General features: G+C 70.9%; 22 protein-coding genes. 7 read left to right on the top strand and 15 right to left on the bottom strand.

The annotated features are described in order from the left end of the window. Positions 1-1,549: 1,549 nt before the first annotated feature. Positions 1,550-2,881, bottom strand: coding sequence for a class I SAM-dependent RNA methyltransferase (locus ACIP5M_RS21565; protein ID WP_401199327.1), 1,332 nt, complete (start codon positions 2,879-2,881; stop codon positions 1,550-1,552). A gap of 124 nt (positions 2,882-3,005) precedes the next feature. After that, the gene (locus ACIP5M_RS21560; RefSeq protein WP_401199325.1) at positions 3,006-5,060 is read right to left on the bottom strand and encodes an APC family permease; all 2,055 of its coding nucleotides are present in this window, start codon (positions 5,058-5,060) and stop codon (positions 3,006-3,008) included. A 230-nt stretch (positions 5,061-5,290) separates the two neighbouring features. Here ACIP5M_RS21560 and ACIP5M_RS21555 point away from each other — a divergent pair, with 230 nt between their 5' ends. Both ACIP5M_RS21555 and ACIP5M_RS21550 read left to right on the top strand, forming a co-directional pair. Continuing rightward, positions 5,291-5,959 carry a TrkA family potassium uptake protein gene (locus tag ACIP5M_RS21555; protein ID WP_215142495.1) on the top strand — a complete coding sequence of 223 codons (669 nt, stop codon included), beginning with the start codon at positions 5,291-5,293 and terminating at the stop codon, positions 5,957-5,959. Continuing rightward, positions 5,956-6,618: a potassium channel family protein gene (locus ACIP5M_RS21550; protein ID WP_401199323.1), complete on the top strand. Its 663-nt coding sequence runs from the start codon at positions 5,956-5,958 to the stop codon at positions 6,616-6,618. Before ACIP5M_RS21555 ends, ACIP5M_RS21550 begins: the two co-directional genes overlap by 4 nt. A gap of 167 nt (positions 6,619-6,785) precedes the next feature. Here the strand turns inward: ACIP5M_RS21550 and ACIP5M_RS21545 are convergent, their stop codons facing one another. The 7 genes from ACIP5M_RS21545 to ACIP5M_RS21515 form a co-directional block, all read right to left on the bottom strand. Further along, positions 6,786-7,523 (bottom strand): DUF3159 domain-containing protein, encoded by a 738-nt coding sequence (locus tag ACIP5M_RS21545; RefSeq protein WP_401199321.1) that lies wholly within the window; start codon positions 7,521-7,523, stop codon positions 6,786-6,788. A gap of 3 nt (positions 7,524-7,526) precedes the next feature. Then, the gene (locus ACIP5M_RS21540; protein WP_078626234.1) at positions 7,527-7,946 is read right to left on the bottom strand and encodes an OB-fold nucleic acid binding domain-containing protein; all 420 of its coding nucleotides are present in this window, start codon (positions 7,944-7,946) and stop codon (positions 7,527-7,529) included. Positions 7,947-7,971: 25 nt separating this feature from the next. Continuing rightward, complete coding sequence (locus tag ACIP5M_RS21535; RefSeq protein WP_401199319.1) at positions 7,972-8,658, bottom strand: response regulator; 687 nt, start codon at positions 8,656-8,658, stop codon at positions 7,972-7,974. Continuing rightward, the gene (locus ACIP5M_RS21530) at positions 8,655-11,267 is read right to left on the bottom strand and encodes a DUF4118 domain-containing protein (RefSeq protein WP_401199317.1); all 2,613 of its coding nucleotides are present in this window, start codon (positions 11,265-11,267) and stop codon (positions 8,655-8,657) included. The genes ACIP5M_RS21535 and ACIP5M_RS21530 overlap by 4 nt, the downstream gene beginning before the upstream one ends. Before the next feature lie 206 nt (positions 11,268-11,473). Next, entirely contained in the window at positions 11,474-12,244 is a 771-nt protein-coding gene (locus ACIP5M_RS21525; RefSeq protein WP_401199315.1) for a DUF3710 domain-containing protein, read from the bottom strand. A gap of 1 nt (position 12,245) precedes the next feature. Then, positions 12,246-12,791: a dUTP diphosphatase gene (gene dut / locus ACIP5M_RS21520; RefSeq protein WP_401199313.1), complete on the bottom strand. Its 546-nt coding sequence runs from the start codon at positions 12,789-12,791 to the stop codon at positions 12,246-12,248. Next, positions 12,791-13,375 (bottom strand): PaaI family thioesterase, encoded by a 585-nt coding sequence (locus ACIP5M_RS21515; protein WP_401199311.1) that lies wholly within the window; start codon positions 13,373-13,375, stop codon positions 12,791-12,793. Before ACIP5M_RS21515 ends, dut begins: the two co-directional genes overlap by 1 nt. A gap of 58 nt (positions 13,376-13,433) precedes the next feature. Here ACIP5M_RS21515 and ACIP5M_RS21510 point away from each other — a divergent pair, with 58 nt between their 5' ends. Next, positions 13,434-13,898 (top strand): DUF3093 domain-containing protein, encoded by a 465-nt coding sequence (locus tag ACIP5M_RS21510; RefSeq protein WP_401199309.1) that lies wholly within the window; start codon positions 13,434-13,436, stop codon positions 13,896-13,898. A gap of 34 nt (positions 13,899-13,932) precedes the next feature. Here ACIP5M_RS21510 and ACIP5M_RS21505 read toward each other — a convergent pair whose 3' ends face one another. The 4 genes from ACIP5M_RS21505 to ACIP5M_RS21490 all read right to left on the bottom strand — a co-directional run bounded on the left by ACIP5M_RS21505 (position 13,933) and on the right by ACIP5M_RS21490 (position 17,436). Then, positions 13,933-14,841, bottom strand: coding sequence for a hypothetical protein (locus ACIP5M_RS21505; RefSeq protein ID WP_401199307.1), 909 nt, complete (start codon positions 14,839-14,841; stop codon positions 13,933-13,935). 12 nt (positions 14,842-14,853) lie between these two features. Beyond that, on the bottom strand, positions 14,854-15,150 hold the full coding sequence (locus ACIP5M_RS21500) for a DUF4193 domain-containing protein (protein WP_030008769.1): 297 nt from the start codon (positions 15,148-15,150) through the stop codon (positions 14,854-14,856). 382 nt (positions 15,151-15,532) lie between these two features. Further along, positions 15,533-16,777 (bottom strand): sensor histidine kinase, encoded by a 1,245-nt coding sequence (locus ACIP5M_RS21495; RefSeq protein WP_401199305.1) that lies wholly within the window; start codon positions 16,775-16,777, stop codon positions 15,533-15,535. A gap of 5 nt (positions 16,778-16,782) precedes the next feature. Continuing rightward, positions 16,783-17,436 (bottom strand): response regulator transcription factor, encoded by a 654-nt coding sequence (locus ACIP5M_RS21490; RefSeq protein ID WP_030008767.1) that lies wholly within the window; start codon positions 17,434-17,436, stop codon positions 16,783-16,785. Positions 17,437-17,682: 246 nt separating this feature from the next. Between ACIP5M_RS21490 and ACIP5M_RS21485 the strand changes: the two genes are divergently transcribed. After that, positions 17,683-17,856 (top strand): hypothetical protein, encoded by a 174-nt coding sequence (locus ACIP5M_RS21485; RefSeq protein ID WP_401199303.1) that lies wholly within the window; start codon positions 17,683-17,685, stop codon positions 17,854-17,856. Between the two features lie 77 nt (positions 17,857-17,933). Here the strand turns inward: ACIP5M_RS21485 and ACIP5M_RS21480 are convergent, their stop codons facing one another. Continuing rightward, a complete protein-coding gene (locus tag ACIP5M_RS21480; protein ID WP_401199301.1) occupies positions 17,934-18,737 on the bottom strand; it encodes an inositol monophosphatase family protein in 804 nt (267 codons plus the stop codon). Positions 18,738-18,748: 11 nt separating this feature from the next. Further along, positions 18,749-19,897, bottom strand: coding sequence for a ferrochelatase (locus ACIP5M_RS21475; protein WP_401199299.1), 1,149 nt, complete (start codon positions 19,895-19,897; stop codon positions 18,749-18,751). A gap of 169 nt (positions 19,898-20,066) precedes the next feature. Here ACIP5M_RS21475 and ACIP5M_RS21470 point away from each other — a divergent pair, with 169 nt between their 5' ends. The 3 genes from ACIP5M_RS21470 to sepH all read left to right on the top strand — a co-directional run bounded on the left by ACIP5M_RS21470 (position 20,067) and on the right by sepH (position 24,164). Further along, on the top strand, positions 20,067-21,320 hold the full coding sequence (locus ACIP5M_RS21470) for an MFS transporter (protein WP_401199297.1): 1,254 nt from the start codon (positions 20,067-20,069) through the stop codon (positions 21,318-21,320). Continuing rightward, the gene (locus ACIP5M_RS21465; RefSeq protein WP_401199295.1) at positions 21,274-22,599 is read left to right on the top strand and encodes a D-arabinono-1,4-lactone oxidase; all 1,326 of its coding nucleotides are present in this window, start codon (positions 21,274-21,276) and stop codon (positions 22,597-22,599) included. Before ACIP5M_RS21470 ends, ACIP5M_RS21465 begins: the two co-directional genes overlap by 47 nt. Before the next feature lie 539 nt (positions 22,600-23,138). After that, a complete protein-coding gene (gene sepH, locus ACIP5M_RS21460) occupies positions 23,139-24,164 on the top strand; it encodes a septation protein SepH (protein ID WP_401199293.1) in 1,026 nt (341 codons plus the stop codon). Positions 24,165-24,183: the final 19 nt, after the last annotated feature.

Genomic DNA, 24,183 nt, shown 5'->3' with positions numbered 1-24,183 from the left:
TCCACTCCCGTAAGGCGGATGGCGGCTGAGAGCATGTCCGTGAGACTTTTCGAACGGTCGGGAGTTCAGGTGCCGTGGGAGCTAAACGAACGGCAGCCACAGGTGCTGCAATGGGTCGGGCAAGGCTGCCCTGACGGCGTGTGGGAGGGGACCGCACACAAGCTCAGCTGCCAAGCCCTTCACAGTCGGGGACTGGTCAAAGTCTCTAGGCGTCAGGGGCAGTGGTCCGTCGCCCTCACCAAGGCCGGCCAGCAATACCTGGACCCCGGACCGCCTCCGCCCGATCAGCCTGGCAGCAGAGACACCGTGCCCGCGCCACGGGCTGGAATCCATTTACCTGATGTGCCCGAGGTCGAGAAGTCCAGGGTCAAGACAGCCGCGCCTGAGTCATCGCCGGGAACCAGCACGCTCCCGCGAAAAAGACCAAGACCGTCACCGAGCAGCTCCTGGAGGAACTCGCCGAAGCCAGCGGCCGAAACGTGAAACGGGAAGCCACAGGTCGGGAGACCGAGAAATGGCCGATCCGTGTTGCCGCAGCACGGCGGTCGGGGAAGACTTCTGCAACCAAGGAACTGCACGCAGGGTTGTGCCGCGACGGATACGAAATCCGGCTAGTCGACACCCCAGCCTGACGCTTGGCCGTGCTGTCGCCCGTTCCCATACCGGCACGGCTCTCCACTCCACACCCCGTGGTCAAAGCTCTGCAGGCTCATCCCCAGCCATGGCACTGACCAAAGCCGTGCAGGGCGGAGCCTTCCGCCTCATCCACGCGCTGCTCACCGCCACGCAGAAGCTGGGGTATGCCAGCGCGTTCGGTACGGCCGATAGTGCCCCCGCCCCGCATCGCCGGCGAGGCGGCTCTCCCACTTCACCATCACAGCCCAGGGTCAGCGATGCGATTGCCTGATCTTGCAGGAACAAGACCGGGCCGACCACATCCCCACGAAGAAGGAACTCTCGGACGCCGAGAAGCACTCATGGGTCCGGATTCCTCGGTACAACTACTCCCCCGCTGAACGTCTGAGGATCTGCCTCAGCGGCGGGTCACGGCACCGGGCTGACCAGTGGGCCGACACGGCCGCGCGACCTCTTGAGGACCAGCTCGCCGAAATCGTGCAGGAGGTTGGACTCCGAGGGGGAAGCTGCCGAACGCAAACGGCTGGCCGACCTGGAGGCGGCACAGGAGAAGCGGCTCCGGTGAGAAGCCGCGATGGAACAGGCAAAGATCGCCTACGCCGAGGCAGTCCGCATCGAGCGACGGGAAGCGCAAGAAAAGACTTGGCGTCGCGCAGCGGGCCTCGCCGAGCGGTCACAGAGCGTGGTCGGAGGAGAAAGGTGGAGCGCTGGGGCTGACAGAGCCAGACCCAGTCGCCCATTGCAAAGAGGAGCGCCTCCCGCGGCAAGATCACGATTTGCCGTGCGAGGCGCCCCTCCATGACTGATGACCCATCAGGAGTCTGCGACCGTGTGCGTCAAAAGTGCGTCACGAGCGTCAAGATATCGCCCACAACACACAGGGCCCATAACGCACCTTGACCTAACTTGCAGATCAGAGGCCCTTTGCAGCGGGCTCAAGGATCGCGACGCACTCGACATGGTGCGTCATCGGGAAGAGGTCGAAGACGCGCAGGGTGCGGGGCTTGTAGCCGGCCTCTCGGAAGTAGCCCAAGTCGCGGGCCAGGGCCGCCGGGTCGCAGGCCACGTAGGCGATGCGGCGGGCCGAGAGGCCCGCGATGTGGCGGACCGTCTGCTTGCCGGCGCCTGCGCGGGGCGGGTCCAGGACGACCAGGTCGCATTCCGTGATGCCGGTCTTCGGGAGGATCTGCTCGACCTTGCCCTGTTCGATGCGGACCCGAGGGAAGTCGGCAAGGTTGTGCCGGGCGTCCTCGACCGCGCGCTTCGTCGTCTCGATGCCGAGCACCGCGCCCGTCTCGCCGAGGCGTTCGGCCAGGGCGCCCGCGAAGATGCCGACGCCGCAGTAGAGGTCGAGGGCCATCTCGCCCTTGCGCGGCATCAGGCCCTGCATGACGGCCTTGATCAGGGTGTCGGCGGCCTGGGGGTGGACCTGCCAGAAGCCGCCCATGCCGACCCGGTAGGTGCGGCCGTCCGCGCGCTCGCGGACGAACGGGCGGCCGTGGACGCGGTGGACGCCGCCGTCCTTCTCCTCGACCCGGAGGACCGAGACCGGCTTGTCCAGCTCGACCAGGGGCAGCCGGCCGCCCGGGCGGGGGGTGAGGACGACCTGGCGGTCCTGGGAGCCGGTCGCCGCGATGGCCTCGACCGTCGCCATCTGGGGCCAGTCCTGCTTCTCGATGCCGAGTTCCGAAACGCCCTGGGCGGCGATCATGCAGTGGTCGATCGGTTCGATGTCGTGGGAGCGGTGCTTGCGCAGGCCCGCACGGCCCGTCTCGTCGATCGCGTACTGGACCCGGGTGCGCCACTGCGGGACCTGGCCCGCGGGCAGCTTGTCGCCCTCGGCCGGCATGACCGTGCCGTCCCAGCCGGCCTCCTCCGGGGTGAGCCCGGCGAGCCGCTTCAGCTGTTCGGCGACGACCTCGCCCTTGAGCCGGCGCTGGGCACCGGGCTTGGCGTGCTGCCAGTCGCAGCCGCCGCACTTGCCGGGGCCGGCGTACGGGCACGGGGCCTCGACGCGGTCCTTGGAGGCCGTCAGGACCGTGATCGCGTCGGCGCGCAGGAAGCGGGAGTCCGTCTCGCCCTCGGTGACGCGCGCGACGACCTTCTCGCCCGGCAGGGTGTGGCGGACGAACAGGACCCGGCCGTCGGCGGTGCGGGCGATGCAGTGCCCGCCGTGTGCGACGGGACCGACCTCGACCTCGTACTCCTCCCCGACCAGTGACTGCTTCTCGTTCTGCTCGGTCATGGTGGGGAGGCTCCAAAGTCAATGGAAATGGAAAAGAAAGAGAGAAAGAAAAGAACGGCCGGACGACCGACCCACCAGTTTACGTGGATCTCGTCCGGCCGTTCACCACCCGGGGCAGCGGGGCTCAGCCCTTCGCGGCGGGGTCCTTCGGCGGCCGCGGGGTGTTCACGGGACCTCGGCGCACCGCGCCCGGAGCGTTCCACTCCTGGCGCTTCTTGGCCCGCTTCTTGGCGATCTCCGAGGACTCCAGCTGGTAGGGCACCGAGGTGACCATCACGCCGGGCGTGAAGAGCAGCCGGCCCTTGAGGCGCAGCGCGCTCTGGTTGTGCAGGACGTGCTCGTACCAGCGTCCGACGACGTACTCGGGAATGTAGACGCTGACCGCGTCGCGCGGGTTCTCGCTGCGCAGGCCCTTGACGTACTCGACCACCGGGCGGGTGATCTCGCGGTACGGGGAGTCGAGGATCTTGAGCGGAACGTTGATCCCGCGCCGCTCCCACTCGTCCCGCAGGGCCTTGGTCTCGGCCGGGTCGACGCTGATGCTCAGCGCCTCCAGGGTGTCCGAGCGGGTCAGCTTGGCGAAGGCCAGGGCGCGCAGGGTGGGCTTGTGGACCTTGGAGACGAGGACGATGGAGTGGACGCGCGAAGGCCGGATGCTGTCCTCGGAGGGGCCTTCGGCGGCGGCGATCTCGGAGGCGACCCGGTCGTAGTGCTTGCGGATCGCGGTCATCGTTCCGTAGAAGATCACCATGCCGAGCAGGGCGACCCACGCGCCGTGCGTGAACTTGGTGGCGAGCACGACGACCAGGACCAGGCCGGTGAAGAAGGCGCCGAAGGTGTTGATGGCCCGGGAGCGGATCATCTTGCGGCGCACCGCCGGGTCCCGCTCGGCCTTCAGGTGCCGGTTCCAGTGCCGGACCATGCCGATCTGGCTCAGGGTGAAGGAGACGAAGACGCCGACGATGTAGAGCTGGATCAGCTTGGTGGAGTCCGCGTCGTAGATCCAGACCAGCAGGATGGCCGCGCCCGCCAGCAGCACGATGCCGTTGGAGAAGGCGAGCCGGTCGCCGCGGGTGTGCAGCTGGCGCGGCAGGTAGCGGTCCTGGGCGAGGATCGAGCCGAGCAGCGGGAAGCCGTTGTAGGCGGTGTTGGCGGCCAGGAAGAGCACCAGCGCGGTGGCGGTCGCCAGCAGGATGAAGAGGAAGCTGCCGCTGCCGAAGACGGCCTCGGCGACCTGCGAGATGACCGGGTTCTGGACGTATCCGGGACCGACCGGGGTGCCGTTCTGCAGCAGGTCGACGGCCGGCTTCTCCGCCATGCGCACGTTGGTGGTCATGGCCAGGCCGATGATGCCGCAGAACATGGTGACGGCCAGGGCGCCCATGAGTGCCAGCGTGGTCGCCGCGTTCTTGCTCTTGGGCTTGCGGAACGCGGGGACGCCATTGCTGATCGCCTCGACGCCGGTGAGTGCGGCACAGCCCGAGGAGAAGGCCCTGAGCAGCAGGAAGACCAGCGCGAAGCCGGCCAGTCCCTGATGTTCTGCCTTGATCTCGAAATCGGCCGTGGGGGCCTTCATGGTCTCGTCGAGGACGATTCCCCGCCAGGCACCCCAGGCGATCATGATGAACACGCCGGCGACGAAGACGTACGTCGGAATGGCGAAGAGTTTTCCGGACTCCTTCACACCGCGCAGATTCATCAGCGTCAGGAGAAGGATCATCACGATCGCCGAAAGCACCTTGTGCTCCACGACGAAGTCCACGGCCGAGCCGAGGTTCTCGACTCCGGAGGCGATCGAGACCGCGACCGTCAGGACGTAGTCGACCAGCAGGGCGCTCGCCACGGTGAGACCGGCTCGGGGCCCGAGATTGGTGTTGGCGACCTCGTAGTCGCCGCCGCCGCTCGGGTAGGCGTGGACGTTCTGCCGGTAGGAGGCGACCACCGTGAACATCAGCACGACGACCGCGACGGCGATCCAGGGGCTGAAGTGGTACGCCGACACACCCGCGATCGACAGGACCAGCAGGACCTCGCCGGGGGCATATGCCACGGAGGAGAGCGGGTCGGAGGCGAAGACGGGAAGGGCGATCCGCTTGGGGAGGAGTGTTTCCCCGAGGCGGTCGCTGCGCAGCGCCCTGCCGATCAGGATCCGTTTGGGCACGTCGGTCAGTTTGGACACGCAGAGGATCGTAAGCGTTCGAAATCAGGCTGACGAACCCCCCACCCCCTCACACTGCAATCCCGCCGCAATTCCTCCCCGACTGGACCCCGACTGGACCCCGGCTGCACCACAAGAGGTCACACTGGTGACCGCCCGTGTGTAGCTTGGGCCATGGTCTGAGACCCTGTTAAGCCAGAGCATGCAATGAGGCTGGGACCAGCGAGTCGCTGACAGCCGGAAGGACGGCCGTGCACATCGTCATCATGGGCTGTGGAAGAGTGGGTTCCGCCCTCGCCCAGACCCTGGAACAGCAGGGGCATACAGTCGCCGTCGTCGACCAGGACCCCACCGCATTCCGCCGGCTCGGAGCCGGATTCGGCGGTCGCCGCGTCACCGGGGTCGGCTTCGACCAGGACACCCTCCGGGAAGCCGGAATCGAGGAGGCGGGCGCCTTCGCCGCCGTCAGCAGCGGTGACAATTCCAACATCATCGCCGCCCGCGTGGCCCGCGAGATGTTCGGCGTCGAGAACGTCGCCGCCCGCATCTACGACCCCAAGCGCGCCGAGGTCTACCAGCGCCTCGGCATCCCGACGGTCGCCACCGTGCGGTGGACCGCCGACCAGATGCTCCGCCGGCTGCTGCCCTCGGGCGCGGAGCCGCTGTGGCGCGACCCCAGCGGCGGCGTCCAGCTCGCCGAGGTGCACACCTCCGCCGCCTGGATCGGGCACAAGGTCAGCAAGCTCCAGGAGGAGACGGGCGTGCGGGTCGCTTTCCTCACCCGCCTGGGCGAGGCCATGCTGCCCACGTCGGCGACCGTCCTCCAGGAGGGCGACCTCGTCCACGTGATGATGCGCACGGACGAGATCGACAAGGTGGAGGCCGCCTTCGCCGAGGGGCCCGAGGAGGCACACGCATGAGGGTCGCGATCGCCGGGGCAGGCGCGGTGGGACGTTCCATCGCGGGCGAACTGCTCGAGAACGGCCACGAGGTGCTCCTGGTCGACAAGGCCCCGACCGCCATCTCGGTGGAGCGGGTGCCGCAGGCCGAGTGGCTGCTGGCCGACGCTTGCGAGATCACCTCGCTGGACGAGGCGGCGCTCCAGCGCTGCAACGTGGTCATCGCGGCCACGGGCGACGACAAGGTCAACCTGGTCGTCTCCCTCCTGGCCAAGACCGAGTACGGCGTCCCGCGCGTCGTGGCCCGCGTCAACAACCCGAAGAACGAGTGGCTCTTCAACGAGTCCTGGGGCGTCGACGTCGCGGTCTCCACGCCGCGCCTGATGTCGGCCCTGGTCGAGGAGGCCGTCAGCGTCGGCGACCTGGTACGGCTGCTGCGCTTCAGCCACGGCGACGCCAACCTCGTCGAGCTGACCCTGCCGGCCGACTCCTCGGTCGCGGGCACCCAGCTCAGCGAGATCACCTGGCCGGAGGACACCTCCCTGGTCACGATCATCCGCGGCAACCGGGTCCTGACCCCGCACGCCGAGGAGACCCTGGAGCCGGGCGACGAACTCCTCTTCGTGGCCGCCCAGGCCCGCGAGGAACAGCTGGAGGTCCTCCTCCAGGCCCGCCGGTAGCCCTGCGGGCACGCTTCGACGGGTGCCCGGGCAGGGTCCGTTCGGCAGGTGCGGCGCCGCTGCCGGGGCTCCGCCCCGGACCCCGCGCCTCAAACGCCGGCGAGGCTGGATGCTGCCGCCCGAGGGGCGGGGTGACCAACTGGTCACCCCGCCCCTCGCTCGCTCCGTCAGGCCTTGCGTTCCCCCGCGGCAGCGGCCGCGGCCTCGGCGGCCTCCTTGGCCTCCCACTCCGCGATCACGTTGATCGGCGGCGGCGCCTTCGCCAGGAACACCCACGTGAAGTACACCGCCAGCACCATCGGCGGCAGCTTCAGCGCGATCAGCACCCAGCCCAGCTGCGTCGCGTCACCCCACCAGTACAGCGGGAACAGGATCGCGTACTTCGCGAGGAAGATGATCCCCCAGGCCAGGCTGGCCTTGGTGTACGCCTTCTTGCGCCCGGGGTTGCGGGTCCGCCAGGACAGGTTCTCCTTGAACACCGGCCCCAGGATCACCCCCAGCAGCGGGAACCCCACCAGCGCCGAGATCGTGAAGGCGGCCCCCAGGCCGACCCCGTAGATCATGCCGGGCAGGTAGAAGCCCTTCGCGCTGCCCGTGAAGAGGGCGAAGGCCACGCCCACGCCCACCCCGAAGACGCCGCTGAAGGCGTGCTTCACCGTGTCCTTGCGCAGCAGCCGCACGATCACCAGCAGGACCGCCAGGGCGCCCGCCGCGATGGCGGACATCTTCACGTCCTTGTTGATCGTGTAGATCATGACGAAGAGCAGCCCGGGGAGCATCGTCTCCACGGTGCCCCGGATACCACCGAAGGCGTCGAACAGCGCCGCCTGCGTCACCGCCTTGTGGTCCTCGGAGGGGGTCGCGGCGGGGTCGGGCGGGGTGGTCGGTCTGTCGAATGACGTCACCGGTCAATGCTCCTGTCCGAGCGGGCGGAGTTCGTACTTCGGGTTGAAGAGCACCCGACGGCCGTGGGTCATGGAGATACGCCCTGAGGCGATCATGCGGCGACCGGGCTCGATTCCCACGATCGAGCGACGCCCGAGCCAGACCACGTCCAGCGCGGCGGAGCCGTCGAAGAGCTCCGCCTCCAGAGCGGGTACGCCCGCCCGCGGCCGCAGGGTGACGGTACGCAGGGTCCCGGTCACCTTGACTATCTGGCGGTCGTGGCAGTCGCAGATCCGCGTGCACCCCGCGGCTTCTGCGTCCTCCTGCAGCTCCGCCGAATGCAGCTCCTCCTGCGAGGTGGACAGCCGCTCGATCATCCGGCGGAACCGGCCCGCCGGCCGGGCCGGCTTCGCGGGCTTCTCGGGACGCGGTTCAGCACTCATAACAGGAAGCGTACCGGCGCGCCCGCTACCTCTCGAAGCGGTATCCCATGCCCGGTTCGGTGATGAAGTGCCGCGGATGCGAGGGGTCCGCCTCGAGTTTGCGGCGCAGCTGCGCCATGTAGACCCGCAGGTAGTTCGACTCGGTGCCGTAGGAGGGCCCCCAGACCTCCTGGAGCAGCTGCTTCTGGCTGACCAGCTTCCCGCTGTTGCGGACCAGGACCTCCAGGAGGTGCCATTCGGTGGGCGTGAGCCGTACGTCGCGCCCCTCGCGGACGGCCTTCTTGGCGGCCAGGTCCACCGAGAAGGCCGGAGTCTCCACGATCACCTCGCCCCCGCCCGGGCCAGCGGCGGGCTCGGCCCGGCGGACGGCGGCGCGCAGCCGGGCCAGCAGCTCGTCCATGCCGAAGGGCTTGGTGACGTAGTCGTCGGCGCCCGCGTCCAGGGCCTCGACCTTCTCGTCGGAGGTGTGGCGGGCGGACAGGACGAGGATCGGGACCCGGGTCCAGCCGCGCAGGCCCTTGATCACCTCGATGCCGTCCATGTCGGGGAGGCCGAGGTCCAGGAGGACCACGTCGGGGTGCCGGGCGGCGGCCAGCTCCAGGGCGGCCGCTCCGTCGGCGGCCGCGTCGACCTCGTACCTGCGCGCCTTCAGATTGATCACGAGGGCTCGCACGATCTGCGGCTCGTCTTCCACCACGAGCACCCGGGTCATTGAGGTCCTGCCTTCTGTCGTATCCGGTCGAGATCGAGATCCACGGGTTCGTCACCCGCGGGGCGGCGGCCTTCGCCGTCCACCGTGTCCCGGGGCGGCGCCCCGCCACGGCTCACCGCGCGCAGGGTGAGGACCATGGTCAGCCCGCCGCCGGGGGTGTCCTCGGCGGTCAGGGCTCCGTCCATGGCCTCGGCGAAGCCGCGGGCCACCGCGAGCCCGAGGCCCACGCCGGCTCCGCGCGGGGCGTCCCCGTGCCGCTGGAAGGGGGCGAAGATCCGCTCCTTGGCCTCGTCGGGCACGCCCGGCCCGCGGTCGACGACCCGCACCTCGACGCGGTCGCCGAGGAAGCTGGCGGCGACCAGCACCCGCTGCCCGGGCGGGCTGTACTTGACGGCGTTCTCCACCACGTTGGCCACGGCGCGCTCCAGCAGCCCCGGGTCCACCGACACCATCGGGAGCGTCTCCGGCACCTCCATGTCCACGCTGCCCTCCGGTACGCCGCCGAGCGCCATCGGGACCACCTCGTCCAGGTCGATCTCGCGGATCAGCGCGGTGACGGTGCCGGTCTGCAGCCGGGACATGTCCAGCAGGTTGCCCACCAGGTGGTCGAGGCGGTCGGCGCCGTGCTCGATGCCCTCGAGCAGCTCGGCCCGGTCCTCCTCGGACCAGTCCACGTCCTCGGAGCGCAGGGAGCTGACGGAGGCCTTGATGGAGGCCAGGGGCGTACGGAGGTCATGGCTGACGGCGGCCAGCAGAGCGGTCCGGATCCGGTTGCCCTCGGCCAGCCGGCGGGCCTCCTCGGCCTCCCCGACCAGCCGCTCGCGGTCCAGGACCACGGCGGCCTGGGCGGCGAAGGCACCGAGCACGCGGCGGTCCTCCGCGGGCAGCACCCGCCCGGACAGGGCCAGCGCCATGTGGTCCCCGATCGGCATGTCCACGTCCGCGTCCTCGGGCCGCCCGGCGGGCCGCGGTCCGACGCTGCCGGCCGGCTGCCAGGGCTCGAGCTCGCTCGCACGCTCCAGCAGGGCCACGGACTCCATGGCGAAGGTCTCGCGCACCCGCTCCAGGAGCGCGTCCAGCGTGGCCTCCCCGCGCAGGACGCTGCCCGCCAGGAAGGAGAGGATCTCCGACTCGGCGCGCAGCCGCGCGGCCTGGTGGGTGCGCTGGGCGGCCAGGTCCACCACCGAGGCCACCGAGACCGCGATCGCGAAGAAGACCGCGATGGCCACGATGTTCTTGGGGTCGGAGATGGTGAACCGGTGCAGGGGCGGGGCGAAGAAGTAGTTCAGCAGCAGGGAGCCGAAGGCCGCGGAGGCCAGGGCCGGCCAGAGCCCGCCGAGCAGTGCGGCCGCCACCGTCAGCGCCAGGAAGAGCAGCATGTCGTTGGCGAGGCCGGGGTCCGCCTCGATGTGGGTGAGCAGCAGGCACAGCAGCACCGGGAAGACCACGCCCACCAGCCATCCCGCCGCGATCCGGGGCCGCCCGAGCCGGGACGCCGAGCGGACCACGGGCAGGCCGCGCCCGCGGGCCACCTCCTCGTGCGTGACGATGTGGACGTCGAGGTCGGGCCCGGAATCCCGGGCGACGGTCGCGCCGACGCCGGGGCCGAAGACGTACTGCCAGGCTTTGCGGCGACTGGAGCCGAGCACGATCTGGGTGGCGTTGACCCCGCGCGCGAACTCCAGCAGGGCGTCGGGGACGTTGTCGCCGATCACATGGTGAAACGTTCCGCCAAGGTCCTCGACGAGGGTCCGCTGGATCGCGAGCTCCTTCGGCGAGGCGGCGGTCAGGCCGTCGCTGCGCGCGATGTAGACGGCGAGGATCTCGCTGCCCGAGCCCTTGGCCGCGATCCGGGAGGCGCGCCGGATGAGCGTGCGCCCCTCGGGACCGCCGGTGAGGCCGACGACGATCCGCTCGCGCGCCTGCCAGGTGGAGCGGATGCCGTGCTCTCCCCGGTACTGCTGGAGGTACTCGTCCGCGCGGTCGGCCACCCACAGCAGCGCGAGCTCGCGCAGGGCGGTGAGGTTGCCGGGGCGGAAGTAGTTGGACAGGGCCGCGTCCACTTTGTCCGGCTGGTATATGTTCCCGTGCGCCATCCGCCGGCGCAGTGCCTGCGGGGACATGTCGACCAGTTCGATCTGGTCGGCCCGCCGCACCACCTCGTCGGGCACGGTCTCCCGCTGCCGCACCCCCGTGATCGACTCGACCACGTCCCCGAGCGACTCCAGGTGCTGGATGTTGACGGTGGACACGACGTCGATGCCGGCCCGCAGCAGCTCCTCCACGTCCTGCCAGCGCTTGGCGTTCCGGGAGCCGGGGACGTTGGTGTGCGCGAGCTCGTCCACGAGCGCGACCGCGGGCCTGCGGGCGAGGACCGCGTCCACGTCCATCTCGGTGAAGGCCGCGCCGCGGTACGCCAGCTCCCGGCGGTCCACCTGTTCCAGGCCGTGCAGCATGACCTCGGTGCGCGGTCGCCCGTGGTGCTCGACGAAGGCGACGACGCAGTCGGCGCCCCGCTCCACCTTGCGGTGGCCCTCGGAGAGCATCGCGTACGTCTTGCCGACACCGGGTGCCGCGCCGAGATAGATCCTTAGCCTGCCGCGTCCCATGCGCCCATTCTCTGGGACGTCCGCCGTGACCACGCACCGATGCGGGCCCGCGCAGAGATCCCTGACGCATCCCTGACGCATCCTGGCGCCGCCCGTGCGAAAGCCGGTGGGCCCCACCCCCGAAGGAGTGGGGCCCACCGGCCGAAAACGTACGCCTGCCGGCGCCGGGCACTGCCTGCGCCCGGCGCGAGGGGGCCGGAGCCGGGTCAGCGGACCTCGGTGATCTCCGGGCCGCGCTCCAGCTGGCCCATGCCGCCGCCGAAACGGGAGCCTTCCTGGTCCTCCGTCTGCACGCCTTCCGGCACCATCTGGGCGTCGTTCGGCAGCTTCAGGACGATCGGGTCGCGGGGGGCCATCGGGCCGTCGCCGCGGACCACGACGGTGTCGCGGAAGATCTGCTCCAGGAGACCCGCCGACTCGGGGCGCACCGCGCCCTGGCCGGAGATGACCCCGCGCAGGAACCAGCGCGGACCGTCGACGCCGACGAAGCGGACCAGCTGCTCGCCGATCTGCCCGTCCGGGAGCTGTCGGGGCACCCGTGCGCGCAGCTCCCAGCCCAGCGGGCCCTCGGCCTCGTCGATGATGCCGCCCTGCTGGATGATGCCCGCGGCGATCTCCTCGCGGACCTCGCCCCAGATGCCTTCCTTGCGGGGCGCGGCGAAGGCCTGCAGCTGCACGGCACTGTCGCCCAGGACGACGGTCGCGGCGACGATGGCGTCACCGGCGACCTCGACGCGCAGTTCCATGCCCTCGACACCCGGTACGAGGATGCCGCCCAGGTCGACCCGGCCGTCGGCCGGGTTGCCGGGCACCTCGGAAACGTCCCAGGGGCCGTCGGGACGCGGAGCCGGAGGCAGGTTCACGCGGCGCGGCAGCTCCTCGGCGGCGTCGAGTTCGTCCGTACCGGCGCTGTCGACGACCTGCTCGGCCGCGCCGCCGTCCTTGGCGGAGTCGTTCTTCTTGCGACGTCCGAACACGTCACTGTCCTTCCCGGTCGGTTACGACCGAAGCGTAGCCATTCCCACCCTGCTGACCAGCGCCTGATCCGGCCACGGCCGCATGACCGCCGGTGGAGCCGAAACCCCCCTCGGCCCGGGCCGAGCCGGGAAGTTCCGCCACCTCGTGGAAGCGCACCTTCTCGACCCTCTGGACAACCAGCTGGGCAATGCGGTCGAAACGCTCGAACCGGACGCTCTCGCGAGGGTCGAGATTGACCACGATCACCTTGATCTCTCCACGGTACCCGGCATCCACCGTCCCCGGGGCATTCACGAGCGCGAGCCCGCAGCGGGCGGCCAGGCCCGAGCGCGGGTGCACGAAGGCGGCGTACCCGTCGGGCAGTGCGATGGACACGCCGGTGGGCAGCACGGCGCGTTCGCCGGGCTCCAGCTCGGCGGCCTGCGTGGTGACCAGGTCGCAGCCGGCGTCGCCGGGGTGACCGTAGGCGGGGACGGGCACCTCGGGGTCGATCCGCTTGATCAGCACGTCGACCGGCGCCGGGTTGTTGGGGTTGTGGACAGCCATCAGGGGTTCACCTCGAAGGCGCGTGCGCGCCTGACCTGGTCCGGGTCGGCCATTGCCGCCCGGATCTCCTCGGGCCGACCGTTGTCGATGAAGTGGTCGACCTTCACCTCGATGAAGAGCGCGTCGGCGCGCACGGCGATGGGGCCCTCGGGCCCGCCTATGCGGCCGACGGCGGTGGAGTAGATCTTGCGCCCGGCGACGGCGGTGACCTCGGCCTCGAGGTACAGCACGGTGTCCACGGGTACGGGCCGCAGGAAGTCGGTCTCCAGCCGGCCCGTCACGGCGATGACGCGCAGCAGCCAGTTCAGCGAGCCCAGCGTCTCGTCGAGCGCGGTGGCCAGGACGCCGCCGTGCGCGAGGCCGGGTGCACCCTGGTGCGCGGGCTTGACGGTGAACTCGGCGGTGACGCGCACGCCGTCGCCCGCCCGGGCCTCCAGGTGGAGTCCGTGCGGCTGGCCCTCACCACAGCCCACACAGTGCTCGTAGTGCGCGCCGAGGAGCTCTCCGGGTGCCGGGGCATCGGGGTGCCGGACCGGCGCGGCGGCATCGGCCGGGGGCGTCAACGCTGTGTTTCGTCCACTCACAGGCGCAGACCTTACCCGCGCGGCTACCCGCCGGTCGCCTCGTGGCAGGCTTGACCGCATGCAGCTCTCCCCCGCGCACCACGACGAACGTCTGACCGCCCCCCGCTCCTGGTGGGGCATCGCCGTACTGGTCGGCCTGGCCTGCGCGCTGATGCTGCTGCCGCTGGGCACGCTGCCGCTGCTGGCCGGCCTGGTCGGCGGCGCCGCGCTGTCCGGGCTGCTGGTGAGTTCGTACGGTTCCGCGCGCGTGCGCGTGGTGAACGGGGCGCTGGCGGCCGGTGACGCCCGCATCCCGGTGGCGGCGCTGGGCGAGCCCGAGATCCTGGACGCCGAGGAGTCGCGCGCCTGGCGCACGTACAAGGCCGACCCCCGCGCCTTCATGCTGCTGCGCAGCTACGTCCCGACCGCGGTGCGCATCGAGGTCACCGACCCCTCGGACCCCACCCCGTACGTCTACGTCTCCACGCGCGAGCCCGAGGCCCTGGCCGCCGCCCTCCGCGCGGCGCGCGGGCAAACGGTCTGAGTCCCGGATCCCGGGCCGGAGCCCCCGCAGGGGCTCAGCCCTCGTGCTTGCCGGTCTCCGGCCCCTCGAGCGCGGCCCTGGTGGCCTCGGGAAGGGGCTGGGTGGGCTGCTCAAGCCCCGGCAGCTCCGAAAGCCGGTCCCACGCCACGGCTCGCCTCCGCAGGTCGCCACGGACCTTCTCGGCGAGTTTCCTGGTGTCCCGGCGGTTCATGACCGCCCCCACGGCCGCGCCCACCATGAAGGGCATCAGGCTGGGCAGGTTGCGGAACATCCGCTTCGTGATCTGCTGGCGCAGTTCGCGCTTCATCTGACCGCCGAGCGCCGCGTTCAGCGTCGTCGGCTTGGTCAGGTCGACCCCGCGCTCCTCGGTCCAGGAGGTGAGGTAGGAGAGGGCGCGCTCCCTGAGGGAGCCGGGCGGACGCAGTCCGTAGACCTCGTGGAGCTCGGCGATGAGCTTCAGCTCGATCGCCGCGACCCCGGTGATCTCCGCGGCCAGTTCGGCCGGCATCGCCGGCGGGACGGGCAGCATGGCCGCCGCTCCGACGCCCGCACCGACGGCGGACGTGGCGTGGGCGGCGCCGGCGATCAGCTTGTCGGCGAGCTGCTCGGGATTGAGGCCCGGGAACTGCGCGCGCAGCGTCGCGAGGTCCCGAACCGGAACGCGCGGTGCGTTCTCGATGACCATGTCGGTGATGTACAGGGCGGCGTCCCTGACACTTCCGCCGCCCTTGCGTACACCGTTCTTGACGGCTTGCAGCCGACGAGCCCCGGACCGCTGCCGGGACACCTCGTCGACTTCTGTGGAGGGCACGGCACTCTCCTCGAAGGCGGGGCCGCCGGGGGCTCCAGGACCCGTTGCCGGGTCCGTGGTTCCCGCCTGCGTCTCCGCCGGATCACCCGATGTCCGGAAGCGGCGCTTCCGGAAAGGTGTCGAGCCAGCCACGGCCAGCGCCTCTCAGTCGCAGTCGCGACAGATCGGCTGGCCGTTCTTCTCGCGTGCCAGCTGGCTGCGGTGGTGCACCAGGAAGCAGCTCATGCAGGTGAACTCATCGGCCTGCTTGGGCAGGACCCGGACGGCGAGCTCTTCGTTGGAGAGGTCCGCGCCCGGAAGCTCCATGCTCTCGACCGAGTCGAACTCGTCCATGTCCGCGGACGAGGTGGACTTCTCGTTACGCCGGGCCTTCAGCTCTTCGATGCTGTCGTTGTCGACGTCGTCGTCCGTCTTGCGTGGGGTGTCGTAGTCCGTTGCCATTGTTCGCTCTCCCCCTCTGGGTGTTAGCGGTGTCTCAGCGCACGTAACGCGCGAGAGGCCGGACTTGTGCCCGACCTGAGGCGGAGATTTTGCCTCACATCAAGGTCTGTTACTCAATCGACACCCAGCCGCCCGCCTGAGGCGGCGATTGGCTGGGATGACGACCGGGACCGTACACGGTCCGGGGGCCGTCTTGCACAAACGCCACCCCGTGTATTTCCCGCCATCCGAGGGGCCGGAAACCCGGACTTCCCGGGCGTTCCGACCGCGAAGGAGTCACTGAACGCACATGCACCGACACTCGGCACTGTGATCGATCACACAGGCCCGACTGTCTTCATGAGCCAAGTATTCAGCCGAAAGCGAACACGGGGTGGCGGCCTCACAAGGGAAGAGTGACACGCATCACGAGGCCACCGCCTTCCCGGGGGATCGCCTGGATCCTGCCGCCGTGTGCGCGGGCCACGGAGCGTGCGATGGAGAGCCCGAGCCCGACACCCTTGTCGCTGCCCGTTCGCTCCGTACGCAGCCGTCTGAAGGGCTCGAAGAGGTTGTCCACCTCGTACGCGGGAATGACGGGACCCGTGTTCGACACCAGGAGGACCGCCTGGCCGTGCTGGACCTCCGTGGTCACCTCCACCCAGCCGTCCTCGGGCACGTTGTACCGGACGGCGTTCTGCACCAGGTTGAGGGCGATCCGCTCCAGCAGCACGCCGTTGCCCTGCACCACGGCGAGGGCCCGCTCGCCCCTGATCTCCACCCCCTTGGCCTCGGCCTCCTCGCGCACCTGGTCGAGGGCGCGCGAGGCGACCTCCGCCAGGTCCACGGGCTTGCGTTCCACGATCTGGTTCTCGCTGCGGGCGAGCAGCAGCAGGCCCTCGACCAGCTGCTCGCTGCGTTCGTTCGTGGCGAGCAGGGTCTTGCCCAGCTGCTGGAGCTCGACCGGGGCACCGGGATCGGAGAGGTGCACCTCGAGCAGGGTCCGGTTGATGGCCAGCGGCGTCCGCAGCTCGTGCGAGGCGTTCGCCACGAACCGCTGCTGGGCGGTGAAGGCCCGCTCCAGCCGGTCGAGCATCTCGTCGAAGGTGTCGGCGAGCTCCATCAGCTCGTCGTCCGGCCCGTCCAGCTCGATCCGCCGGGTCAGGTCCGAGCCGACCACCCGGCGGGCGGTCCGGGTGATCTTGCCGAGCGGCGAGAGCACCCGTCCGGCCATCGCGTAGCCGAAGGCGAAGGCGATGATGCTCAGCCCCAGCAGGGCCATCAGCGAGCGGCTGAGCAGGTCGTCCAGGGCGTGCTTGCGCTGCTCCAGGATGCACTGGGTGATCGCGGAGTAGAACTGGTCGTACGACTGGTCGTTGGCCACGCCGGCGCAGGTCGTGGAGCTGACCTGGATGTTCTGCCCACCGACGATCTTGAACGGCAGTGCGTTGCCCTCGCGCAGCGCCTGCGCCGCCAGCAGGTAGATGATCGACAGCAGGAGGATTCCGGCGATCAGGAACATTCCGCCGTACAGCAGGGTGAGACGTATGCGGATCGTCGGCCGCAGCCAAGGGAAGGGACCCTCGGGCTGGCCGGGGTCCCAGGTCGGTTTCGGTGGCGCCGCCGGTGGCGCCGGGGTCGGGGCCACGCGCGTCAGATCCGGTATCCCGAACCGGGCACGGTCACGATGACCGGCGGCTCCCCGAGCTTGCGCCGCAGGGTCATGACCGTCACCCGCACCACGTTCGTGAAGGGATCGGTGTTCTCGTCCCATGCCTTCTCCAGCAGCTGCTCGGCGGAGACGACGGTCCCCTCGCTGCGCATGAGGACCTCCAGCACCGCGAACTCCTTGGGCGCCAGCTGCACCTCCTTGCCCTCCCGGAACACCTCGCGCCGGTTCGGGTCCAGCTTGATGCCGGCCCGCTCCAGTACGGGCGGCAGCGCGACCGTGGTGCGCCGCCCCAGCGCCCGTACGCGGGCGGTCAGCTCGGTGAAGGCGAAGGGCTTGGGCAGGTAGTCGTCCGCCCCCAGCTCCAGGCCCTCCACGCGGTCGCTCACGTCCCCGGAGGCGGTCAGCATCAGCACGCGCGTGGGCATGCCGAGTTCGACGATCTTCCGGCACACGTCGTCGCCGTGCACGAGCGGGAGGTCCCGGTCGAGGACGACCACGTCGTAGTCGTTCACCCCGACCCGCTCCAGGGCGGCCGCACCGTCGTACACGACGTCCACCGCCATGGCCTCCCGGCGCAGTCCGGTGGCCACCGCATCGGCGAGCAGCTGCTCGTCCTCGACGACGAGTACGCGCACGTCGTTTCCTTCCTCCGAGCCCGTCAGGGCACACGTCTGTTGCGTCGTCCATCCTGCCCGTTTCGGCCGTAAACCGGCTGTAAGACGGCGCTCGCACGGTGCTGCCGGGGCGGAAGTGAGGATTCCCCGGCTTCCCGAGGTTTCTGCGCACAGAGGGCCGGGGAGGACGAGAGAACACCCCATCCACTCCCTGACGGCGGTCTGCCACGTGCCGCCGCCGACCCACGAAGAGGGGGCGAACCCACCATGGACGCATTCACCGCGGGTCTCCTGCAGCGCATCAGGGCCACGCAGTCGGACCTCGAGCAGGCCCGCCAGTCGGGCGACGACTTCCTCGCGGAAGTGGAACAGGCGGAGCTGGAGGACCTCCAGCGCCTCGCCGCCGAGCACGGGGTACCCGTGTCCGTTCCGGTCTGCTGACCCGGCACCACCCACCTGCACACCGAACCCCGGCCGCCCCTTCGGGCGGCCGGGGTTCCGTCATGTGGCGCGGGAGCTCAGTCGTGCCAGGCCCCCGCCTCCTCCAGCAGCGGCTGGAGGGAGGCGAAGACGGCCGGCGTCCCGGCCAGGGCCAGCTCCCCGGAGGCCGCCGTCCCCGGCCGGCCACCGGTCACGGCGCCCGCCTCGCGGGCGATCAGCTCGCCGGCCGCCAGGTCCCACGGGTTGAGCCCGCGCTCGTAGTACGCGTCCAGCCGCCCGGCCGCCACGTCGCACAGGTCCAGCGCCGCCGACCCGCCGCGCCGGATGTCCCGTACCAGCGGGATGATCCGCTGCGCGACATCGGCCTGGTGGGCCCGCCGCGCCTGCACGTACGCGAAGCCGGTCGCGACCAGCGCCCGGTCCAGCGGCGCCGCCGCCCGGCAGGCGAGCCGCGCCGTACCCAGCCACGCCCCGCCCCCGAGCACGGCGTGGTACGTCTCCCCGCGCATCGGCGCCGCCACGACGCCCACCACCGTCTCGCCCCGGTACTCGGCCGCGATGGACACCCCCCAGCTCGGCAGCCCGTAGAGGTAGTTCACCGTGCCGTCCAGCGGGTCGACCACCCACCGCACCCCGCTGGTGCCTGGGGCGTCCGCCCCCTCCTCGCCCAGCAGACCGTCCTCGGGCCGCCGCTCCGCGAGGATGCCGGTGATCAGCTTCTCGGCCGCGATGTCCATCTCGGTCACCACGTCGATCGGGCTGCTCTTGGTGGCGGCCACCGACAGGTCGGCCGGCCGACCGTCCCGCAGCAGGGCTCCGGCCTGCCGGGCGGCCTCCAGGCCCACCTCCAGCAGTTCGGCCTTCAGTTCCTCGGAGATCACGGTCCCCCTCCCTACGCGTACGGGCTGTCGGCGCCGGCGGCCGCCGGCCGGGGCGCGCGCGCCGGGCAGCAGCCCACGGCGCACAGGTCGTGGCTCGCGCCCAGCAGCCCCAGCGCGCACCGCTCGACGGGCTCGCCGCGTTCGGCCGCGGCCCGCTCCAGCACGAGTTCCCGTACCGCCGCGGCGAACCGGGGGTCGGCCCCGACCGTCGCCGAGCGGGCGACCGGCAGGCCCAGCTCGGCCGCCTTCGCCGTCGCCTCGGTGTCGAGGTCGTACAGGACCTCCATGTGGTCCGAGACGAAGCCGATGGGCACCATCACCGCCGCCGGGGCCCCGGCCCCGTGCAGGGCCTCCAGGTGGTCGCAGATGTCCGGCTCCAGCCACGGGACGTGCGGGGCGCCGCTGCGCGACTGGTAGACGAGCTCCCAGGGCAGCTCCGTGCCCGTCTCCGACCGCACCGCGTCCGCGATCACCTTGGCGACGTCCAGGTGCTGCTTGACGTACGCCCCGCCCTCGCCGTGCTCCTCGACCGGCCCCGAGGTGTCGGCGGCGGCGTTCGGGATGGAGTGCGTCGTGAAGACGAGGTGCGCTCCGGCGCGCACCTCCTGCGGCAGCGAGTCCAGCGAGTCCAGCACCCCGTCGATCATGGGCTGCACGAAGCCGGGGTGGTTGAAGTAGTGCCGCAGCTTGTCCACCTTCGGCAGCTCCGCGACGCCCTCCTCGGCGAGCGCGGCCAGCGCGTCGGCGAGGTTCTCGCGGTACTGGCGGCAGCCCGAGTACGAGGCGTAGGCGCTGGTCGCGAGCACCGCGATCCGGCGGCGCCCGTCGGCGGCCATCTCCCGCAGCACGTCGGTCAGGTACGGGGCCCAGTTCCGGTTGCCCCAGTAGACGGGCAGGTCCAGCCCGTGCTCGGCGAAGTCCTTGCGCAGCGCGTCCAGCAGTTCGCGGTTCTGCGCGTTGATCGGGCTGACCCCGCCGAAGCCGAAGTAGTGCTGTCCGACCTCCTTGAGCCGCTCGCGCGGGATACCGCGCCCGCGCGTGACGTTCTCCAGGAACGGCACGACGTCGTCGGGTCCCTCGGGGCCGCCGAAGGACAGCAGCAGGAGGGCGTCGTAGGGGGCGGCGGGCCCGCCTGCGGGCGGGAGGAGCTGGTCTGACATGCATCGAATCCTGCCACCCGGCCCCCGCCCGCGGGAACCGGACCGGCCCGGGAGCGGCACCGCGCCACAGGTAAGGTAAACCTAAGTTCCGTGCGGAACTTTCCACGTGCGGGTGCCCGGTCGGCGGTCGTAACCTGTACTGGCCGATGACGTCCCTTACGGAGAGCCCTTGCCCAGTCCCTACCGCGCCATCTTCGCGGCCCCTGGCACCAAGGGGTTCAGCGCCGCCGGCCTCATAGGCCGACTGCCGATCTCCATGGTCGGCGTCGGCATCCTGACGATGATCTCCGAGATCACCGGCCGCTACGCGATGGCGAGCGCCCTCACCGGCACCCTCGCCCTGGCCGCCGCAGTGATCGGCCCGCAGGTCTCGCGCCTGGTCGACCAGTACGGCCAGCGGCGGGTGCTGCGCCCGGCGACGGCGGTCTCCGTGGCCTCGGTGGCGGTGCTGCTGGTGGCCGCCGCCAACGGGTGGCCGGACTGGACCCTCTTCGCGTGCGCGGCGATCGCGGGCTGCGTACCGAGCGTGGGCTCAATGGTCCGTGCCCGATGGACCGTGATCTACCGGGAATCCCCGCGCGAGCTGCACACCGCCTACTCCTTCGAGTCGGTGATCGACGAGGTCTGCTTCATCTTCGGCCCGATCATCGCCATCGTCCTGTCCACCACCTGGTTCCCCGAGGCCGGCCCGCTGATCGCCGCCCTCTGCCTGGCCACCGGCGTCTGGCTGCTCACCGCGCAGCGCTCCACCGAGCCCGCACCGCACCCGCGCGGCGAGCACACGGACCGCACCTCGGCGCTGCGCTCACCCGGACTCCAGGTGCTGACGGCCACCTTCGTGGCCACCGGAGCGATCTTCGGCTCCATCGACGTGTCCACCCTGGCCTTCGCCGAGGAACAGGGCCACAAGTCGTACGCCAGTTACATCCTGGCCATCTGGGCCCTCGGGTCCTGCATCGCCGGGATCGTCTTCGGCCTGCTCCATCTCAAGGGCCGGACAGAACGCCGGTGGGTACTGGGCATTTGTGCGATGGCCGTGAGTATGATCCCCCTCCTACTGGCCGGGAACCTTCCGTTTCTGGCCGTGGCGCTCTTCGTCTCGGGCCTCGCCATCGCTCCCACGATGATCACCACGATGGCCCTGATCGAGGCGCACGTACCACGCGCGAAGCTGACCGAGGGCATGACCTGGATCAGCACCGGCCTCGCGGTCGGCGTCGCGATCGGCTCCTCCGTGACCGGACTGGTCATCGACGCGGCCGGCGCGCAGCGCGGGTACGTCGTCTCCATCGCGTCGGGGGCGGCCGCGGCGGCGGTGGCGTTCGCGGGTTACCGCCGGCTGACGAGGCCGGCGCAAGGGGAGGAGCGAGCTACCGATGGGGACGGCGACAGCAGGAACGAACAGCCGGACCGCGTGGCGTAACTGGGCGGGCAACGTGTCCGCCCAGCCCACGCGCATCGTGACCCCGGCCTCGGTCGGGGAGCTTCAGGAGGCGGTCCGGCGGGCCGCCGAGCAGGGCCTGCGGGTGAAGGCGGTCGGCACCGGTCACTCCTTCACCGCGGCCGCCGCGACCGACGGGGTGCTCGTTCGCCCGCAGGCGCTGGCCGGCATCCAGGCCGTGGACCGGGCCGCGGGCACGGTCACGGTGGCTGCGGGCACGGTCCTCAAGGACCTGAACGCGGCCCTGGCACAAGAGGGCCTGTCGCTCACGAACATGGGCGACATCATGGAGCAGACGGTCTCCGGAGCCACCAGCACGGGAACCCACGGCACCGGCCGCGACTCGGCCTCCATCGCCGCCCAGATCCGCGCCCTGGAGCTGGTCACCGCCGACGGCCGGGTGCTGACGTGCTCGGAGAAGGAGAATCCCGAGGTCTTCGCGGCGGCCCGGCTCGGCATCGGCGCGCTCGGCATCGTCACCTCGCTCACCTTCGCCGTCGAGCCGATCTTCCTGCTGACCGCCCGTGAGGAGCCCATGGCCTTCGACCGGGTGACGGCGGAGTTCGAGCAGCACTTCGCGGAGAACGAGCACTTCGAGTTCTACTGGTTCCCGCACACCGGCAACTGCAACACCAAGCGGAACAACCGCAGCCAGGGCCCCGCCGCCCCGCCCGGACCGGTCAGCGCGTGGATCGAGGACGAGCTGCTCTCCAACGGGCTCTTCCAGGCGGTCAATTCACTGGGCCGCGCGGTCCCCGCCACCATCCCCTCCATCGCCCGGGTCGCCAGCCGCGCCCTGTCGGCGCGCACCTACACGGACATCCCGTACAAGGTGTTCACCAGCCCCCGCCGGGTGCGGTTCGTGGAGATGGAGTACGCACTCCCGCGCGAGCGCGTGGTCGAGGCGCTGCGGGAGCTGCGCGCGGTGGTCGACCGCTCCCGCCTGCGGATCAGCTTCCCGGTGGAGGTGCGGACGGCCCCGGCGGACGACATCCCGCTGTCGACGGCCTCCGGGCGCGATACGGCGTACATCGCGGTGCACATGTACAAGGGCACCCCGTACCAGGCCTACTTCACCGCGGCCGAGCGCATCTTCACCGAGCTCGGCGGCCGGCCGCACTGGGGCAAGGTGCACACGCGGGACGCCGAGTACTTCGCGCGGGTCTACCCGCGCTTCGCCGAGTTCACCGCGCTCCGGGACAGGCTGGACCCGAACCGGGTGTTCGGCAACGACTACCTGCGGCGCGTCCTGGGAGAGTGAGCGACCCGGCGGCCGGGTCCGCCCGGCTCCGGCCGCCGCCGCCGGGCGGGTGCGAGGGGCCGGGAGGTCCGGGGCCCGGAGGGATGGTTCCGTTTCCGGGGATTGCGTGAAGCAAGACACCACGAATCGGGCGAGAGTGCCGATGGTGCCCGTCCGAGGGCAGCCCAAGTCCCGCCGTCCGGGAGAACTTCGGCGGCGCGGCGGTCCACCCAGGTGGCCCGAATGGAGTACTGTGGCGAGCCCTGGGGCCGTCCTTCCTTACGGATGTCCGGACTCGGGAGAGGGGGCCGACGGATGGAAAACGGCACTCAAAGACCGGTGATGCCGCGGTATCGCACGGGCTCCTGCTGCGCACAGTAACCGTTCGGTCACTGTGCGTGCCCAACAGGTAACCGTGCCATAACGGCGATCAAGGGCGCATGCCCGACACGCCGGTTTAACTCGGCAAGGTTGTGGCAGGCTGCACCCGGGCAGGCCACACTCGACTAGCGGAAGCAGCGACGCACGTGACGTCGGCAGGCACCACCCGGGAGGTCCCCATGCCCGAACTGCGTGTCGTGGCCGTCTCAAATGACGGCACACGACTGGTGCTCAAGGCTGGGGACAGCACGGAGTACACGCTTCCGATCGACGAGCGGCTGCGCGCTGCCGTGCGCAACGACCGCGCGCGCCTGAACCAGATCGAGATCGAGGTGGAGAGCCACCTCCGCCCCCGCGACATCCAGGCCCGCATACGGGCCGGTGCCTCCGCGGAGGAGGTCGCTCAGATGGCCGGCATCCCCGTCGACCGCGTCCGCCGTTTCGAGGGCCCCGTGCTCGCCGAGCGCGCGTTCATGGCCGAGCGGGCCCGCAAGACCCCCGTACGCCGTCCCGGCGAGAACACCGGGCCGCAGCTCGGCGAGGCCGTGCAGGAACGGCTGACCCTGCGCGGGGCCGAGAAGGAATCCGTCCAGTGGGACTCCTGGCGCCGCGACGACGGGACCTGGGAGGTCCTGCTCGTCTACCGGGTCGCCGGTGAGCCGCACTCGGCGAGCTGGACGTACGACCCGCCGCGCCGGCTGGTCGTGGCCGTGGACGACGAGGCCCGTTCCCTGATCGGCGAGGCGGACGACCTGCCGGCCACGCCGGAGCCGAGCTTCCCCTTCGTACCGAGGATCGCGCGGCTGCCGCGCGACCGGCCGCTGGACCGCGCCCTCGACCGTCAGCTGGAGCGGGCCGCGCCGCCCCCGCCGGAGCCGGAAGAGGAACGGGACACCCTGACCAGCCTCCTGGAGGCGGTTCCGAACTTCCGCGGCGACATGGTGGTCCCGGACCGGACGGACCGGACCGAACCCCCGGCGGACGAAACCGAGGTGGAGGAACCGCCGGCCCCGGCCGCCTCCGCGGGGGCGGGCGCCGCCTACGCCGACGTCCTGATGCCGCGCACCGTGGCGGGACACCGCGACCGGCTGACGGGCACCACCGACCGGCAGGCCGAGGCCGACGGCGTCCGCCCCGGCCGCCGCGCGGCGGTGCCGAGCTGGGACGAGATCGTCTTCGGCACGCGCCGCAAGAAGCAGGAGTAGCGCGCGGGCGGGTGACCGC

Source organism: Streptomyces sp. NPDC088762 (assembly GCF_044750905.1).
Taxonomy (GTDB): domain Bacteria; phylum Actinomycetota; class Actinomycetes; order Streptomycetales; family Streptomycetaceae; genus Streptomyces.
The sequence above is the reverse complement of the archived record's forward strand: the minus strand, read 5'-3'. Positions and strand labels throughout refer to the sequence as shown.